We start from the raw sequence: 18,751 nt of genomic DNA on the forward strand, positions 1-18,751 counted from the left end.
TGAACTGACGCACCATGCGATTAGGAAGGTGCGTCTGATGGGATTTTTGGGAGAATTAATTAGGGCTTAACTGGCGCACCCTACAAGTGGGGTTAATTGTCGATCGCATCCCTTCGCCGCTGGCTGTAGCGTTTCAATTCATCAATTAAGTGAGTATCGTTAGATGCTGTTCTCGCGCCCGCTTCCGCCGCCCAGCGCTTCAAATCTTCAATTTGCGATCGCGCGATCGCAGCTAAAGGTACAGTATCCTCGATCGACCTCAAAATATCCTCCGTCATCAAATCCCGGCGCTGTCCGTTGACAAAGGTGCCAAAGGCTCGATACAATCCATCAATTACAACTTGCTCGATTTCTGCACCGCTAAAATTCTCAGCACGTTTCGCCAAAACTCCCAAATCAAACTCGCGCAATCTAGTTGGCCGCAGTCGCTGCAAATGCACTTTAAAAATATCTTGCCGTTCCGATTCTGAGGGCAAATTCAAAAAGAAAATTTCATCAAATCTGCCTTTTCTCAGCAACTCTGCGGGCAAAACCCGCACGTTATTTGCAGTTGCTACGATAAACACCGGACTGGTTTTTTCCTGCATCCAAGTAATCAAACTGCCGAATACCCGGCGCGAAGTTCCCGAATCCCCGTCGCTACCGCTGATAATGTTGCCGAAGGCTTTATCTATTTCATCGATCCACAAAACGCAAGGTGCGATCGCCTCTGCTAATTGTATCATTTGTCTGACGCGGCTTTCGCTTTCCCCGACCACGCCGCCAAACAATCTCCCAGTATCCAATCGCAACAGTGGCAAACGCCATTCGCAAGCAATAGTTTTCGCAGATAAAGATTTACCCGTTCCTTGAATTCCTACTAACAAAACTCCTTTCGGGTTCGGTATACCGTAGCGACGCGCTTCGTCAGTAAAAGCATCTTGCCGCATCTTTACCCACTGTTTCAAATTCTCCAAGCCGCCCACACTTTTTAGGGATTCTCTGGAGTTGAAAAATTCCAAAATTCCCGTTTGGCGAATTGCTTGCTGTTTTTCCTCCAAAACTCCGTCAATATCTGACTCGTGAATTTGCTGTTTTGCAGCCAAAGCTTTAGCTAAAACTCGCCCGATTCTAGCGCGGCTCAAACCCTGACAAGCTTTAACCAACTGTTCCCTTGCTAAACCGCTAACTTGCAACTGTTGCGGCTTTTCCACAACGTGGGAAATTAAACTGTCGATTTCTTGGACGTTGGGCAAAGGAAAATCAATTACCGTTACTTCTTCTTTCAATTCCTCCGGTAATTCCAGCGTGTGAGAAGTAAGAACTATAGTTTTTTTGCTGCGCTTTAATTCTCGCATTAAATTCCGCAATTCTCGCACTACCGCCGCGCTTTTTTCGCTGTATGGATATTTCAAAATTGGGTGCAAATCCCGCAGTACAAATATGGTATATTCTTCAACAGCAGTTTTACTGACGCGATCGAGCGCCGCCATTACCGAACCTTTCCCAGAACCGTTATCCTCCCAGCCGCGCACAAGATCCCAGAACAACACCCGGCGCGCAGGAGTTACTTGCAGTGCTACTTGGGCAATTACGGCTTCGACCGGTTCCTCCTCCGCGCTGACAATGTACAGCAGCGAATAGCGGGCGCGAATCATCAAATCTAGTCGCTTTACCAGTGCGTCGAAATGGTTATTTTTACTGCCATTGACAGCCTCTAATTCTTTGGATTTAGGGTGAGTCTCGGTCATTTTATTTGGTATTTTAGAGTAAAATTAAACTTTATTAATTTTTTTTGCAGTACGGAGTTTAGTTTTTTAAAAAAAATTAACACAACTAAATGTTTTCCATAAGGACTTGAGTCCTTAACAACTATTGAACCCGACTAAAGTCCGTACTGCAAATATTAAAACTATAACAGAATAGTACGCAATTGACTACTTAGCAACTTTTCGAGCTTGTTTCACCATTTCAATGAGAGTGTGGTGAGCATCTTCGGCGTCTTTTAAAGTGCGATCGAAATTTACTCTAACAGGCACTGTTTTGTCGTTGACTTTAGCGCTTAAATCCATACCGTTGGCATCAATAGCGAGCATTTGAGCTTCCGTTGCCTGCGGTTGGTTGCCAAATGCTTGAGCATATAGCACTACAGCGCTAGCGTGGTCTTCGTTCATGTGAGTGCAGATGCGATCGCTAATCTCAGTGGAAAACGGTTCTGACATGGGAGATTCCTCAGATGAAATATCGATCGATTGTACTGCGATCGGTACAAAGTTTTCAACCGCGATCAATTGCATCAAGAGTTATGAGTGCAATAAAAGGAGAAAGAAGGAAGAACCAGAAGAGAATAATATCGAGCGCTTCAGTAATTCCAAAAGTCCTAATCAAACCGAATTTTTTAGATAATTAGTAGAATTAGCTCCACCCTTCCCACGGGCTGACTTCCAGAACCCCAGAGGGTTTTAACACTACCTTAAATTGAGAAAAATGCTGCTGTTTACCAGCATTGCGAAAGGAAGAAAGAGAAACTTGTTGAATAAAATCACCCGCTGCTTGGTTCAGCGGCTGACAATCTCTAATTACCCCTTCTTCATTCACGGCAACGCGATAAACTAATGAAGTGCTGAAGGTGGGAGTCGAGCGCCAACTCTTGTCAATTTGGTCGTAAACTTTCCGGTTCAACTGTGCAATTTCACCGTGGGAGATAATTTCCGAAGGTGCTGGCTCTACCTCTGGTGCTGGAGAGTTAACCTGAGCCGCAATCGGGACAGATACAGGCCAAAGCTTAATAGTTTCATCTCCGCTGCCGCTGGCTAAAACACTATCTTGAGAGCTAAAAGCAACTGACCAAACTGGCTTAGAATGCTCCGCAAAATTTGTCATCAGTTCGCCTGTTTTCAAGTTCCACAGCTTGATAGTTTTGTCGTAGCTGCCACTAGCTAAAGCCTGTCCATCCTGGCTAAAAGCAACTGACTGCACCGGACCGGAATGCCCTGTTAATGTATGCAGAACTTTGCCATTTGTAAACTGCCACAGCTTAACAGTTTTATCCGCACTGCCACTCGCTAAAGTTTTCCCGTTAGGACTGAATGCAACAGAGTTGGCAGCCCCGGAATGCCCAGTCAGGGTGTAATTGCCGCCATCATCAAGCCACCAAATCTTGATAGTTCCATCCTCGCTGCCAGTTGCTAAAATTTTACTGTTCGGGCTAAAAGCCACAGATTTAATCCAGTCTGTATCTGGAAGTGTGCGGAGTAGTTTGCCATCGAGAAAATTCCACAATTTTACAGTTTTGTCGGTACTGCCAGAAGCGAGTAACCTTCCATCACGACTGATACTTATTGCTTTGACATCATCTGCATGACCTTTCAAGGTATTGATGAGTCTGCCAGTTTTGAGATTCCACAATTTAATCCGGTTATCCCAACTCCCGCTAGCCAGAAGATTGCCATCAGGACTAATGGCTAGGGATTCAATTGCATCGGTATGTGCTTTTATGGTGTAAAGCAATTTGCCAGTTTGCAAGTTCCAGATTTTGATAATGCCACTATAACAGCCGCTGGCTAAAGTTTTGCCGTCTGGACTGAGTGCGATCGCGTAAATCCACCCAGAATTATCTTTAAAACTGCTAGAATATTGAGTGAACAACCCCGATTTAAACTGCGATACAGTGGTTTCCAATTCCACAAAATACCTATATAATCCGATACCTGCCGCAGTTACAACTGCTGTTAATGTCAAGGCTAAATTTTTCCATTTAACTGCTTTTGATATCATCAACATGACCTACAAAACTCAGTTTATGTAAAAACAACTTTCCGATTTCAATTCCATAAAATTATCGCGGAGGTTACGGCCGGATTATCCCTTTGAGAGATGCTATCCAACACTTTTATTTAGCACTGTTACTTTGTCGGCGGTTGGCTGATGTTTTTTGGGTCTAGATTGGCACTGAATCCAGGTGCGGCAGAGGAATAAAACTATTATGGCGGTTATAGCTGCAATTCCAACAGGCGTTAAATATGTCCAGTGAGCGGCCATTTTATCCCAGATATGCCAGGTTACTAAAAACATAGCAAGGTAAGTGAGACGCTGCAATTTTTTCCAATTTTTCTTGAGCCTTTTCACACTCCAATCATTAGACGTGATAGCCAAAAAAGTAAAAATAATGAATGTTGCTACTCCCTGGAAGTAAACAAAATAAGTTTTGAGATCAAAGATATCAAAGTTTCTTTGTTTGAAAAAGATGAATCCGTTAACTACAGCTAAAAAGAAAGAGAGGAGACCTATGAGGCGACGATATTTCAGCAGCCACTGGGGAAAGCCAGTTTTTTTGGTGAGAGGGAAAACTATTATCAAATTTGTGGGAAGCAGTGTGAGAATATAGGCTGTTAAGGCAGCGAATCCCAGGATACTCGCCTGAGAAAATGTATCTAAATTAATCTCTAAAAACTGCATAGCTTGCCCCCATTACTAAGTAGGTAAACTTCCCTTAAACACCGCGGACGGGTTCCTGTAATGTCAATTACGTTTTAATCTTATAACACTCATCCGCCAAAAGAGCTGGTTAAAAGTTTAGTTGTGAGCTATAAAAAAGGTCAGCTAATGCTGACCTTGGGTTGAGGAGATTACCTGAACTTTTGGCTAGGTATCGCGCCAAACTACCAACTGCTAATACCCCCTTTCAATAACAGAGGATTTAAATCCTCGCTACAAAATGCACAGCCTAACTAAAAGATCGATCGTCAAACGGCAATTCATCAAACAGCGGAGCAATATCAGCCTCAGAATTCGCCACAGGGGAATTAGCGCGAGATGCCGACGGCTTAACAGAATTCACCTGGGCTACTGATAACTTGGCTGCAGGTTCCGATTTCTGTAGGTTAACTAGCGGCAACTCCCCGCCATTTTCTCCATTTTTGCCCGTTTGATTCCACAACATCATTCCCAGCAAACCATCAACCAAACCGCCACCGCTACCGTTGCCTGTTACTGCAACATCCGGCACAACTCGCACGTTGCGATCGCCTATAATCTGCATTAACTGCAAAGCCGTATAACCTGAACCTCCCAAAGCTACAACACCCGCGCGATAAGCTTCAGCTTGAGCATTTCCCTTCACCCGAATCGACTCAGCTTCGCCTTGAGCTTGTTTAACCTGAGAATTCGCTTTCAACTCAGAAATCTTCACGCCTTGTTCCGATTTCACCATCTCTTGTTGAATCTCAGCCAGCGCCGTTTCCCGCACCAATTGTTGCCGCTGAGTTTGTGCTAATTGCTGCACCTCATAAGTCTTGCACTGTTCCTCAGCAATTTTGCGATCGGTTTGAGTTTGCATCAACTCTGCAGGCGGCAAAATATCCCCGATTAAAGTATCAATTGCCTGCACGTCGTAGGTTCGCAAAGCTGCTTTAATATACTCGGCAGCTTCCGCTTGTCTGCCGCTTCTTGCCGAGAGAAAATCTAATACAGAATAAGCTTGAGCCGAATTGCGGAAATAATTCCCGATTGTCGGCTGCAAAACGTGGTCTACTAAATTCTGCATCGAACCCACGCGAGAGATAACTTTTGGAGCATCCAAGGCGCCGACGTGAATAATCTGAGCTACTTCTAAATCAAAGGCAAAACCGTCTTGAGAACGCACGGTTAAAGACGAAAGTTGAGAATCGTAACTGTGCCGTTCTGTTTTACCAGACCAATTCAATACTATATTAGTAGTCGGCACTAACTCTACTTTCAAAATGCGAGTATTCAGCGGATGTTTGCCCGGATAAAGGGGAGTTACCCAAACGCCTTTATTGCCGACATTTACTAAATTTCCGTGGGTAAAAGCAGCGCCGCTCACATCTTCTGAGGTTTTGCCGACATAGGAAATAACCGCGCCGACATAGCCGATCGGGATTTCGGTCATCGCCACTTGATCAACCCCGACAAACCAAGGATTTAAGTTCCAGGAACCGGAAAGCAAAACCTGTTCCTGCAAACCGCGCCGCCCGCCGGCGGTGATAAATTTTTGCGCGTTCTGGAAGTTGTCGTGATTCGGGATAATCGGGCCAGCAATTTCGCCATCTTGAATCGGAACGCCGTCAAAAGTTGTGACAATTCCTACTTTATCTGGGGCAATTCTATACAGCTTTAACTGTTCGGCTGTCATTCCGTGTTTGGGAGCATTGGCCGCTGTAATTACTGTAAATAATGCTGTATTAATTCGATAGCTACCGCCAGTCAATATGCCGAGTTGTCTACCTTTTTCGCCGCCGCCTTTGAGGAATTGGCGAGCATCTTGAAAGTTGTCACATTCTGTGATTTTGCCGAGGATGCGCTGTGGCGGAATGGACTGACCACCTGCTGCGATAATCAGGGCAATTTCACCTTGGGGAACTACAGTTAGAGACTCTTTGCGAACGTTGTACTGCAAAGGCCAATAACCCCAGTGCCAACCGGGGGGCAAAGTATCAGCTTGATATCCAGCTTCTCCGTTTAAGGCAATTAAATCTCCCGGCGGTAAAGACTTGCCGCCGAAGCTAAACTTTTTACTGACAATGCCAACTTCGCGATCGCCAATTACTACCAATCCGCCAAAAAACAGCGGCAGCACCAGAATAATTATCATACTGCCGATCGCGATCGGGATAAATCCGCCCGGATCGAGCTGCATTGTCTGCACGGGAACAGTGCTGCGTAACTGCCCTAGCTGGAAGCTAGAATCAGGTTTTGTGGCTAGCTGAGTCGAGGTTTGATTTGCGGGGGGGATATTGCTAGCCGCTAATATCGGCGAGGGTTTCAAACTGGTTGTTGCACTAAGAGCTAAAGACGCAGAAACAGCGGCTGCAAACTGTTTTAAAACGCGAACTTTTACTTGAGATTTGGACAAAAATGAATAAAGCATTTTTTTGATTAGGGCTAATTTGTCCTAGGAATTCCAGCTTAGCCTTACTAAAAAGTTTTTACATAAAACTTAAGGTCTTATTTATCATTATTTGCAGTCATAATAGTCATATTTATCAGTAAAAAAAATACTGCTCGTAAAACTACAGGCTGACAATCCCCCGTTTTAATGCGGAAATCGCGGCCTGCGTGCGATCGCTAACTCCCATTTTGCTCAAAATATTGTTGATGTGAAACTTGACGGTGCTTTCGCTGATGTGCAAAACTTCACTAATCTCGCTGTTGCTTTTACCAGCGACTATGAGGCGGATAACGTCTAATTCGCGATCGCTCAATTCAGGTCCACTCAGGCGATCGGCTAACTTAACACCCACTGCCAGCGGAATGTACTTTTTACCCTCAAAAACCGCCCGAATTGCTGCTAAGAGCTCCTCTGGTTCCGCATCCTTCAGCAGATAGCCCTTAGCACCAGCTTGCAATCCGCGATAGATGTTTTCATCGCCGTCATAAGTCGTCAGCACCACAATCCGGGCGCTGGGAAACTCCGCACAAATCGCAGCAATGGCGGCGACTCCATCCATTTGGGGCATCCGCATATCCATAAGGGTGACATCGGGCTGATATTCGCGAAACATTGTAACAGCTTCTTGCCCGTTGCTTGCTTGCGCCACAACTTTAACATCTGATTCCTGATTCAGCAGCGCCACTAAACCTTGCCGCACAATATAATGATCGTCTGCAATTAAAACGCGAATAATGTTTGATTGGTTAATCATGTTGACCCTGTTAATTTTATTAAAAAAACTGAATTTATCACTACAAACTTACTATGTATGGTGCGAAATATCTACCTTACTTTACTGTCGATTAACTGAAACTATAACTTCTGTTCCGTTTCCAGGGTGGCTGTTTACAGTTAGCTGCGCGTTAATGCGATCGGCGCGTTCTCTCATTCCCAATAAACCAAAGCCATTGCTCAAACCGATACTTTCCGTATTAAATCCCTCTCCGTTGTCTTGCACCCGCAAAAAAAAGTTGGATGTTTCGTATACTAACTCAATTTTTATCGACGTAGCTTTGGCATATTTGAAAGCATTTGTTAATGCTTCCTGCCCGATCCGCAACAGGTTATTTTCTACCTCTAATGGTAGCGAATATGCCGTGCCAACCACTTCAACAATAGTGCGAGTATCAGTATCTGATGACATTTGTTTAGCAATTTTGTTGAGAGCGCTATACAAATCGCCATCCTCTAACAGTTGCGGGCGCAAAGATTCTACGGATCGCCGTGCTTCAGCAAGTCCAGAACGAGCCAGTTCGCAGACTGTTTTCATGTGTACTTGTGCTTGTTCTGGATTTGTGGGTATTACCCGTTGTGCGGCTCCCAAATGTATGATAATGCCTGCAAAAGTTTGCGCTAAAGTGTCGTGAATTTCCCGCGCCATGCGGTTGCGCTCTTCGAGAATATTTTGGTCTATAAGTTGTTTAGATATCCTACTCAGACGCAATTGATTTTCGACGCGAACTAAAACTTCTTGTTGTTGAAAAGGTTTGGTAATGTAGTCTATTCCGCCCACAGAAAATGCGTTTACTTTATCAAAAATTTCTTGCAAAGCGCTGATAAAAATTATGGGAATATTTTGAGTTTTGGGAGTAGATTTTAGCTGCTTGCAGATTTCGTAGCCATCCATGTGAGGCATCATAATATCCAGTAAAATTAAGTCTGGTAAGTTGGTATTGATAAAATTAAGAGCTAATTTCCCACTGGGAGCCAGGTGAACTTTATACCCAGCAGCCGATAGTATCCCGCTTAAAAGTTTTAAGTTCTCAGGACAATCATCAATAACTAAAATACTTTCTTGGCAGCTAAAACTGAGGTTTTTGTTCATGTCTCATCCCTCAATGTGTGTATTACATTTAGCAACTGTTCGTACTGAAAATTTTTAATGCAAGCTGCGATCGCCCTAGCTAAGGGCTGATTGATTTCGCGAATTTGATTGATGACTGTTTGCATCTGTTCCACATCGAGGTTGCTAATGGCTTGCTGGAGATTGGCTACTAACTCAGTAGGCAGTTCAGAAAAAGCTGTTTTTGTCAATACATTTACTTCATTTTCTGTGAAACTGGGCGCAGCATTTAGTTCTTCAAAAACGAATTGCACTCCGATATGTTTGTGCAGAGCATCAAATATGTTTGCTTCTCTAAATGGTTTGCAAATAAAATCCTCGCACCCGGTAGAGAGGATAAGAGCTTTCTCTTCCTCAAAACTACTTGCTGTTATAGCAATAATTGCTGTTGCTTGACTTTCGACACCCCCGCCGCCGTTAACAAGGGAGGATCTTGAGGATGCTTTGGCTTTAATTTGTTTGGTTGCTTCATACCCATCCATCACCGGCATCCGCATATCCATAAAGATTAAGTGCGGCGAATATTGCTCCCACTTTTCTATTGCTTCTCTCCCATTTTTGGCTTCGTAGACTTCTAAACCGATCGCGGAAAGCAGTTTAACCAGCAGTTGCCGGTTGTCAAAAGCGTCGTCTGCAATGAGAATTCGATAGCGGGGTTGATTGGGTGCGATCGCAATAACTCGTCTAGTTGGCTGTTCCCGTTGGCGATCGGTACTTTCAACTGCATTAAATTTAATGTCAAATTTGAAGATAGTACCGCCTCCCGCACGAGAACTCACTGTCATTTCACCTCCCATTAACTGCACAAAAGAACGTGCGATCGTTAAACCTAATCCTGTTCCTTGTTGCGATTCTTCTCCAGTTTTAGTTTGCACAAAAGCTTCAAAAAGCTTGTCTAATTCACTGCCATCAATTCCCTCTCCCGTGTCTTCTATCTCAAAGCAGATTTCCTGAGCAAGATCCTGATTTTTAATTTTCACATAAATGCCACCTTCCGATGTGAATTTAATCGCGTTAGAAATCAAGTTAATCAAGATTTGGCGCAATTTAATTTCATCAGTTTGCACATATTGGGGAAGGTCTGACATCCGCTCGACTAAGAACTGCAATCCCTTATTTTCTGCCGGCAGTTGGAACATATTTTCGATGTCGTCCAGTAGGCGGTGGAGGTCAAAATTTGTCGGGTTGAGAGTCGTGCGCCCCGCTTCTATTTTGGATAAATCTAATACTTGGTTAATCAGTCCGAGCAAATGTTCTCCGCTGCGGGTGATAATATCCAGGTGTTCTTGCTGTTCCTGCAATAGGTTAGAACCGCGATTCAACAGTTGGGAAAAACCCAGAATTGCATTGAGGGGAGTCCGCAATTCATGGCTCATATTTGCGAGGAATGTGCTTTTTGCTCGGTTGGCTTCTTGTGCTGCGTGTTCGGCTCGTTGTCGCTCGATAATTTCTCGCTGGAGTTCGAGAGTGCGATCGCTCACTTGCTGTTCTAAAGTGCGGTTGTAATCAGCTAAAACTTTTTCTGCTTGTTTGCGATCGGTGATGTCTTGAAATGTGGCGATCGCATAATTAATTTTACCTGTTTCGTCAACAATTGGAGTGCTGGAAACTTCCAAGGAAACAATTTTATCAGGTCGGTGGAACTCGATATCATCTACTTTGACAGTTTCACCCGTCAAAGAACGCACGATTGGCATTTGTGCAGTGGGATATAACTCATTAGTTCCTGCTAAATACGCTTGACCGATTTCGGCAAATTGAGCGGCATTTAATTCGGGTATATAATTGATGCCGCTGAGTTGGGAAGCTGTAGGATTTGCGTAGGAAATTTGTCCGGCGCTGTCAATTACTGTTACTCCAATCGGCATCGCATTGATAAATTGAGTAAGCCGATTTTCGCGTTCTTTTACTTCCGCGTAGAGTTTAGCATTGGTAAGTGCGATCGCCGCTTGTCCCGATAACAATTGCAAAACTTCTAAACGTTCGGGAGTAAAAGCTTGTGTCGTGAGGTTATTTTCGAGATAAACAATAGCAGCCAGTTGACCTTGATTCATCAAAGCAGCACACAAAATAGATTTGGGCTGACGAGCTTTGATGTAAGAATCATTCGTAAAATTGCCTTCACGAGGGGCATTATTTAAAACCACATTTTCTTTTGTTCGGGCGACATAATTGATAATTGTTTCGGAAAATTTCTGGCAATTTTCAACTGGTTCAGATTGCAACACCGTTATCCGTTCGTCGTTCACTGCACCTTCAGCTTCAATCAGCAATTTGCCTTGACTTTCTAAAAGTAAATACCCTTTTTGAGCCCCGACATTTTCAATCAAAATTTTCATCAATCTGGACAGTAATTTATCCTGTACAATTTCCCCAGCAATTGCTTCAGAAGCTTTCATGACTGTAGCGATATCCAAGGAAGAACTAGAACGGCTGTTCGTAGTAGATGTAGTTGAACTTTTTTTACTTACAGGTCGATCGATCGTAAATAATTGCGGATATCGCGTTTCTAAATCTTTAACTTTAGCCGCCGCACCCCAGAGTTGATAGCAGTAACAGGATTCCTGCATATAAGCTTTGGCTGTTAATTCTTTCCCCCTGGATAAATAGAACTTGGCAGCAAGTTCATAAGCGAGAGCGGCTTCGTGGATGTACTCGTTTTCTTTGGCGAGGGAGATGGCGCGATCGTAATAGTCGATTGCTTCCACAACTTGACCCAAAACTTCACTCCGAAGTGCCTCTACTAAATAAAATTTATGCAAGTGATTCATCGGAGCATGATGCGCCCAGGTACGCATTTTCTCTTGGCTGCTATTCACGCGATTTAGTATAGCATTTCGTTCCGAGTTTGAAGATTTATTAAATATAGTTAAATGCGCGAGAGAGTCATAAAAATAAAAAACAGGGACAGCAACCATTCCTGTCATACCAATTAAATACTGTTCTGCAGTTACTGCATTATCTGCTGCCTGATGAGCTTCATCAAATAAATAGTATAAAATTAATTTATTTAAATAAAATAAACCTAAACCTTGTTTATCTTGAGTAGCTTGATGTATAGATAAAAATTCATTTTCATTGTAATTATCACTATTTAAATCAAGAGTATTCTTATGTTTTTTTTGTAAATTACGAACAATTTGTAAATACATTAATACCCAATTAAAGCTACTTTTTTGTCGAGCTTTGCTAAGAATTTCACAATAATTTATTATTTCCTGTTCTAGTGCCACAAGTTCATAACCCATTGAATATGAATTAAAGCAGCGATCGAATAAAGCATAACCAATAAATTCAAAATCTCCTGTTTCCACTGCACTATAATAAGCTTCAAGTAAAATTTCTCTACTTTCTTTTAGATGCTTTTTCCAATGTATAATGTGATTGCCAAAAGCATCTAAAACTCTAGCCTTAACTTGGCGAGCATTAAAGCGTTCTATTAACTTTAAGGCTAGTTGAGAGAATTCATAACCTGCCTCAATATCTACAACAATTCCACACAAAACAACGCCGTAGGCTGCATAAGCAAAAGCAGACCAGATTGAATTTCCGTATTTGATGGATAAATTGACATTAGCTAAAACAATTAGTGTCATTAAATCACGATTAGTTAAATAGGTAGTACCTATCATTCTTGAACAAATAAATAAAGCGGTTCGAGCTTCTGGTTGCGTCATTTCAGGCCACTCAAATAATTCTTTTATTTTTCGTCCCTTTAACAGGGTAGTTGTTTCTTCAAAGCCCTTTTTAATATCCTCAACTTTTGGCTGTTCTGGCAAATCAATTCCTAACAACTTAAGAAAAAATAAACCTGTTTGCACTCCTTCTTTAAAGTTTCCTTGAGACATATGAGCTTGAATAATCACATCGTAAATTTTTGCTTTTGAAATTACTATTACTGTAGATTGTAATGCAATCTCTGATAACTTATTCATTATGATGAAATTACCTGTTAGATAGGCTGTCTCTACTGCTTCTTCATAAAGGCACAAAGTTAAGTTATAGGAATTTTGCCAACTATCTGCACTCAACATTTTTAGGCCAACATTAAAATGCTCAAACGCTGCTTCATAAGCAGTTGATGCTTTAGCCTTTTGACCTGCTATCAGGTTTAACTGAGCCAGTTCATCTCTTTCTCGCTGATGGGAAATTAGATCGCAACCAAAATTTAGTTGATTGACAATTTCAAAGATTTTTTCTTCTGTATGATAGGCATTTGTACTGTCATCTACGAGGCTATTTTGCAGCAAAAATCTCCCAATTCTTTGATGCAAAATCGGCTTATCCTGTTCGGGAATTAGCGAATACGCCGCTTGCTGAATTCTGTCATGGACAAATTTGAGTTCTAGGAATTGGGACTTGGGTAATTTCCCTGCAATTTCTAATTCCACATCTCCCATGTTCCCCAGCAACACGACTAAATTTTCAGCAACGGCTGCGTACAACTCATCCGCCGTTTGTCCCACAGATTTTTCGCAAAGTGAGGCGAGGGTTTTCAAATCGAATTGATTGCCAATGCAGGCTGCTATTTTTAACGTTTCCTGCGTATTCTGTGACAGTTGTTTAATTTTGCCAGCCATCAATTCGACAACATTATCAGTGAAATTTCTCGCTTGAATTTTATCTAAATCCCACTGCCAACTCCCCTGGCTCCCCTCTTGGCAAGACTGGTCTGTTTCATTCTCTTGTAGGGGCAATCCCCCCGTGGTTGCCACAATATCTGAAAGCCCTGTAGGGGCAATCTCCCCACGCGCGGCGAAGCTATCCTGTAGGGAATCGCCCTCGTCTATCGGCTGGGGGGGCACGGGGGCACTGCCCCTACAAAACCCTGGTTTTTGTGAGAATGAAACAGCCCTGGGGGTAAAGTCGAATTGTAATAGCCCTTCTGTATAAAGCGATTTGAGAAATTCATTCATAAAGAAAGGATTCCCACCCGTTTTGAAAAAGACTAACTCCGCAAGGGAGTTGACTCTTGCTTCCTGACAATTCAGGGCATCGGAAATTAGTTGAGTAACAGAGGCTAAATCCAAAGGTGACAGGAAAATGCGATCGACATTTGCCCCTGTTTTGATAATCTCTGCAATCGTTAGCATTAACGGATGAGCCGCAGAAACTTCGTTATCCCGATAGGCCCCAATTAAAAACAGTCCCGTTGACGAAGCGCCGAGCAGCAGTTGCATCAGTTTCAGAGATGCCCCGTCAGCCCACTGCAAATCATCGATAAATATTGTCAGAGGATGTTCGGGTTTAGTAAAAACTTTAATGAAGTTTTGAAACACAAAATTAAAGCGGTTTTCCGCTTCTGCAGCACCCAATTCTGGCGGCGCGGGTTGCTTGCCGATAATTAATTCAATTTCGGGAATTACGTCAATAATGACTTGAGCGTTGATTCCCAATGCGTCTAATAATTTTTCCCGCCATTCTTTAAGTTGCACTTCGCTTTCTGTTAACAGTTGTTTGGCTAAATCCTGAAAAGCGCTGACAATTGCGCTGTAGGGAATGTTGCGCTGATATTGGTCAAATTTGCCGGATATAAAATAACCGCGCTGTTGAGTAATCGGCTTGTATAATTCTTGCACCAAAGCTGATTTGCCGATACCCGAATATCCCGAAATCAGCATCAGTGAACTTGTGGCACAGACATCTTTGCCTTGTTGGCTGACTTGTGCAAAAGCTGTCAGTAAGCTATCAATTTCTCGCTCTCTGCCATAAAGTTTTTGTGGAATTTGAAAACGGTTAGAAATATCTTGACTCCCTAGGGTAAAAACTGATATATTGTTATGGCTGTGCAGTTGATTTAAACATTCTTCTAAATCCGCTTTTATTCCGATCGCACTTTGATAGCGCTCCTCAGCGTTTTTTGCCATCAACTTCATGACAATATCGGAAATAATTTGCGGAATTTCAGGATTCACCTGAGATGGAGACAAGGGCTGTTTAGCGAGATGACTGTGTACTAATTCCAGCACATCATGGGTGTCAAAAGGCAGTTGGTATGTCAGCAGTTCGTAAAAGGTAGCGCCCAGGGAATAAAAATCTGTGCGGTAATCTAAACTTCTATTCATTCTGCCGGTTTGTTCCGGCGACATATAAGCAAGAGTTCCCTCTAAAATGTTGGGATTTTTTAGGGTGTTATTCTCCCGCGTCAACTGCGTCGAAATCCCAAAGTCGATGATTTTGAGTTCTCCGCTAGCTGGATTGAAGACAATATTTGAAGGGTTAATGTCTTTGTGAATGATGTTGGCGCTGTGAATTTGTTGTAAACTTTCTGTGGTTGCGATCGCAATTCGCAAGAATTCTGCAATACTAAATTTTTGCTGCTGCATCCAAATTTTCAAGGCTTCGCCACCAAAATCCTCGACAAACATCACCAGCGTGTTTTGATATGGCTGCAAATCATAGGCTTTTATACAGCCACTCAGATTCAGAGATTGTGTAATTTTATACTCTGTGCGATAGCGGGCGAGTTCTTGGGGCGTGGGATAATTTTCTTTGAGGATTTTGAGGACAACGGGGAGACTGTCGGGTTGTCGGAATGCTCGGTAAACCAGGGAGTTTGCGCTTTCGTAGATGAGCTCTGTGATTTCAACGCCCGGAAGAGTCAGCATATTCATACCGCTGTCAACTTTGCAGTAGAACATAGCATAAATTTGCTCCTCACACCAGAGGTGCGTGAGCCATCAGTGGATTTTAGATTTTAGATTTTAGATTTTAGATTTGACTCCACATCTGAGATTTTAGATTTTAGAAGCCAAGACAGGCTTCCCAGTCAATACAGCTTGTTCGATAATGTCAGCGGCGCGCTTGACTCCGCCCGATCGCCCGATCGCCCCTTGCATCTCGATCGCCCTTTGTTTATACGACTCTTGGGTGAGGACTTTCACAATTGCCGATCGTACTTTAGAAACGCTCAATTCCTTCAAAGCAACCACTTCGCCAACACCCGTATAAGCAATCCGCGCTGCCACTCCCGGCTGGTCATTCGCCACAGGAATTGCCACCATCGGTACTCCATTGCTCAAAGATTCCAAAGTCGTATTCATCCCGGCGTGAGTAATCGTCAGAGCAGCTTTTTGCAGCAATTCTAATTGCGGTGCATAGCCAACCACGATCGGATTTCCCGGCAATTGTGGCAAGGATTCGGGACTCGCGCCACCTCCCAGAGAAATCACCAATTGAGCGTCTAATCCTTCACACGCAGAGGCAATGGTTTGAAAAACATCCAGCAAGCGATTTTGAATAGTTCCCATTGAGGCATAAATCAATGGTTTCCCAGTTAATTGTTCAAAAGGAAAAGGTACTGGTTTGCGTGTCTCTGGATTATGATAAGGGCCAGTGAAATGGAAATGCGGGGGTAAATTTTGTCTGGGAAACTCAAATTCAGCGGGTTGTTGAGTGATTTGAGCTAATTTCGAGTAACCATCATTCGGGTTAGAGTACAGAGGTAATTTCCACTCTTGGCGATATTGGGCAATAACATCTCGAATTGGTTTAACAGCCAGATTTAGTAACTGATAGGTGACTTGATTGCGTAGGCGGTTTGCTAAAGTTGGATTGTATTGCCACGGAGTACCAAACGGAGGAATGTTAGGGTCTCGATTTACCATCAAGGCACTGCACACTGTGATGAAAGGAAGGTTGAGAAATTCTGCAATTGTTCCTCCTTCAAATGAAAGTTGGTCTACGAGTAAAGCTTCTACACCGGCTTTTTGAATGGCAGTTGGAGCCTCTGTCAGAAGAGCAGCCCAAATTTGGGTGAATGTTTTGATAGTATATCGAAAGGCTTTGATTCCGCTGAGTTTCCCCAGTTGGCCCAAGCCTTCTGCCATTGAGCCTGCGGGAAATTCATCTTCAGCTAATGGCTGGAATTCTAAGCCACTGGCTAAGGTGGTGGTTTTAGCATCGAGGAGGTTAAATACGGTGACTCGATGGCCTCGGCGAAGCAGTTCGCAGCCTAATGTTGTCATGGGGTTGAGGTGGCCGGTGGATGCCGGACAAAGGAGGCAAAAGTGGGTCATGAGTCAAGGCTCCGTGTGAGTTTAAACTTTTTAGCATTTAATCGGCGGTGTGAGGGATTTGTGTTGGGGCGTTGGGGAGTTGGGGCGATCGCTTGGAGAAACTCAGTAATGGGGCGCAGGCTTTAGTCATTGCAAGAGACTGTTACCAGTATATAGTTGTATGCGATCTGCGATACCTAGCCAAAAGTTCAGGTAATCTTCTCAACTAAAGGTTAGTTCAAACTAAGTTGTTTTTATAGGTTCACAACTCTACTTTTAGCTAGCTAATTTAGCCTAGGAATTTAATAAACTAAATTTACGCATAGGCCAGCCAGAGCCTAGCTGTAAAAAATCAACAAGGAGTAACTTCCATGTCGAGTGAAAGTATCATAAAAAAAGCAGCAGAACAAGAAAGCTCAATTAATAAAGAATTGAGCGACTTGGAACTCGAAGCGATCGCAGGTGGTATGCGTACTCTCACAATCGAAGGCCCAGTGCCGGACTATCTGAAACCCCGCATATCCACGCAACTGATTAACTACATGCAGTCCTATTTCGGGAAATGAGCTGCTTGTAACTAGAAGCGACCGCGCTTGTCCTGAGTTTAAACATCTAAGGAGAAAACATCTGATGGAAAGCAACGATCAATTTTCGCAAGAATTACCGTCTGAGTTGTCCCAAATCGCAGAATCAGAACCGGAAAATTCAACTAATCAAGAATTGGACGAATTGGAATTAGATGCGCTCGCAGGCGGTTTGGGTTTTATGTTTCAAGATTGGCATAATATCCCCCGCTTCTCTCCGATAAATTATGAGGCATTTGCGGGTAAAAAAGTTGGATAGCAGGCAACTTTCCTAGGAGTTGGTTCAATCGCTTTTGGAAACAAATTGCACTAATTGTGCAAGGAGAAAACATCAATGGAAAGCAACAATAAATTTTTCCAAAAAGTACCGTCCGAATCCCAACAAGAAAACTCAAGCGCTGAAGAATTGAACGAATTGGAATTAGAGGCGATCGCGGGCGGCTGTTCCGATGCTGTCGATCAAGCTCGGGCTGCTGGTATCCCTGTTCTCACAATCAACCAACCGCCTCCAAAACTGCGCTTGACAATCCCTACGAAGATGTTGGAACTTTTGGGTTCATAACACAAGTTAAAAACGTTACACCCGCAGTCCGGCAGTCCGGCAGGGGTTTAAACCCCTGCCTCATAGCATAAGTCCTCTCAAAGAGGACTAATAAGTTATATCAGATCCGGTCGATTCGAGGGCGATCTAAAAAGGTTTGTAGTCCGGACAACAGTACGCAGCATTTTGCGGACTGTTGTCCGCACGATCGATCGAATCTTATTGCGGTCGAGCGACCGAATCTAATATTATTCAGTCCTCTTTGAGAGGACTTTCGCTATGAGACAGGGAATTAATTCCCTGTCTGACTGTGGCATAAATTTTAAGTTGACAGGACGAAAATTCAAGCCTAGGTTCCTAGAAAATACCTGTAATTTATTATGGATACAATACAGCCACTATACCTCATGCAGCAAGCCCCCGATATGAGTAACGCTACAATATTTAGCGTTGGCTTAGTTATCCTCTGCTTGCTATTGCTACTTTTGTTGTGGTTGCCAGATTTGCTAACAAAACAATAAGCAGTCCGGCAACGAGCAATGTACGGGATGTAACGGATGTAAAGGAGATGTTGCACCATTTTTAATCAGGCTTTTATGAACGGGCAAGATGCCCGCTCCACAAAGAGTGAATTTCTTGTGGAACGGGCATCTTGCCCGTTCTTGAGAATGGTTGTACGTTGAATACCTACTCTATCTGCCTCGCCACCAATCTAGCAAATAATCCTCCCTGTTTTACCAATTCATCAAACGAACCAAATTCTACCAAACGGCCGGCTTCAATTACATAAATGCGATCGGCATTGCGAATCGTACTCAGGCGGTGGGCGATGACAACTCGCGTCACATTCAACTT

Annotated in this window: 12 protein-coding genes; 3 read left to right on the forward strand and 9 right to left on the reverse strand. The window is 43.3% G+C overall.

What is annotated here, in order from left to right:
* Window positions 1-92: 92 nt before the first annotated feature.
* From QUA38_RS06585 to QUA38_RS06625, 9 genes are all read right to left on the reverse strand, one after another.
* Window positions 93-1,730 carry an AAA family ATPase gene (locus tag QUA38_RS06585; protein WP_333160264.1) on the reverse strand — a complete coding sequence of 546 codons (1,638 nt, stop codon included), beginning with the start codon at window positions 1,728-1,730 and terminating at the stop codon, window positions 93-95.
* Window positions 1,731-1,916: 186 nt separating this feature from the next.
* Complete coding sequence (locus QUA38_RS06590; protein ID WP_333160282.1) at window positions 1,917-2,276, reverse strand: DUF2470 domain-containing protein; 360 nt, start codon at window positions 2,274-2,276, stop codon at window positions 1,917-1,919.
* Window positions 2,277-2,394: 118 nt separating this feature from the next.
* Entirely contained in the window at window positions 2,395-3,756 is a 1,362-nt protein-coding gene (locus QUA38_RS06595) for a WD40 repeat domain-containing protein (RefSeq protein ID WP_333160266.1), read from the reverse strand.
* A 102-nt stretch (window positions 3,757-3,858) separates the two neighbouring features.
* A complete protein-coding gene (locus QUA38_RS06600) occupies window positions 3,859-4,437 on the reverse strand; it encodes a ferric reductase-like transmembrane domain-containing protein (protein WP_333160267.1) in 579 nt (192 codons plus the stop codon).
* A 268-nt stretch (window positions 4,438-4,705) separates the two neighbouring features.
* Window positions 4,706-6,868, reverse strand: a complete 2,163-nt coding sequence (locus QUA38_RS06605; RefSeq protein WP_333160270.1) for a flotillin family protein — start codon at window positions 6,866-6,868, stop codon at window positions 4,706-4,708.
* 142 nt (window positions 6,869-7,010) lie between these two features.
* Window positions 7,011-7,640 (reverse strand): response regulator transcription factor, encoded by a 630-nt coding sequence (locus tag QUA38_RS06610; protein ID WP_333160284.1) that lies wholly within the window; start codon window positions 7,638-7,640, stop codon window positions 7,011-7,013.
* A gap of 84 nt (window positions 7,641-7,724) precedes the next feature.
* Complete coding sequence (locus QUA38_RS06615) at window positions 7,725-8,756, reverse strand: response regulator (RefSeq protein WP_333160272.1); 1,032 nt, start codon at window positions 8,754-8,756, stop codon at window positions 7,725-7,727.
* On the reverse strand, window positions 8,753-15,382 hold the full coding sequence (locus tag QUA38_RS06620; RefSeq protein ID WP_333160286.1) for an AAA family ATPase: 6,630 nt from the start codon (window positions 15,380-15,382) through the stop codon (window positions 8,753-8,755). Before QUA38_RS06620 ends, QUA38_RS06615 begins: the two co-directional genes overlap by 4 nt.
* A gap of 129 nt (window positions 15,383-15,511) precedes the next feature.
* Window positions 15,512-16,792: a glycosyltransferase gene (locus QUA38_RS06625; protein WP_333160273.1), complete on the reverse strand. Its 1,281-nt coding sequence runs from the start codon at window positions 16,790-16,792 to the stop codon at window positions 15,512-15,514.
* A gap of 350 nt (window positions 16,793-17,142) precedes the next feature.
* Between QUA38_RS06625 and QUA38_RS06630 the strand changes: the two genes are divergently transcribed.
* The 3 genes from QUA38_RS06630 (at window position 17,143) to QUA38_RS06640 (ending at window position 17,917) form a co-directional block, all read left to right on the forward strand.
* A complete protein-coding gene (locus tag QUA38_RS06630) occupies window positions 17,143-17,337 on the forward strand; it encodes a hypothetical protein (RefSeq protein ID WP_333160275.1) in 195 nt (64 codons plus the stop codon).
* A 64-nt stretch (window positions 17,338-17,401) separates the two neighbouring features.
* A complete protein-coding gene (locus tag QUA38_RS06635) occupies window positions 17,402-17,614 on the forward strand; it encodes a hypothetical protein (protein ID WP_333160277.1) in 213 nt (70 codons plus the stop codon).
* Between the two features lie 75 nt (window positions 17,615-17,689).
* On the forward strand, window positions 17,690-17,917 hold the full coding sequence (locus QUA38_RS06640; protein ID WP_333160279.1) for a hypothetical protein: 228 nt from the start codon (window positions 17,690-17,692) through the stop codon (window positions 17,915-17,917).
* Window positions 17,918-18,751 lie beyond the last annotated feature (834 nt).

The sequence above is a fragment of the Microcoleus sp. Pol12B4 genome, assembly GCF_036701385.1.
Classification (GTDB): Bacteria; Cyanobacteriota; Cyanobacteriia; order Cyanobacteriales; family Microcoleaceae; genus Microcoleus.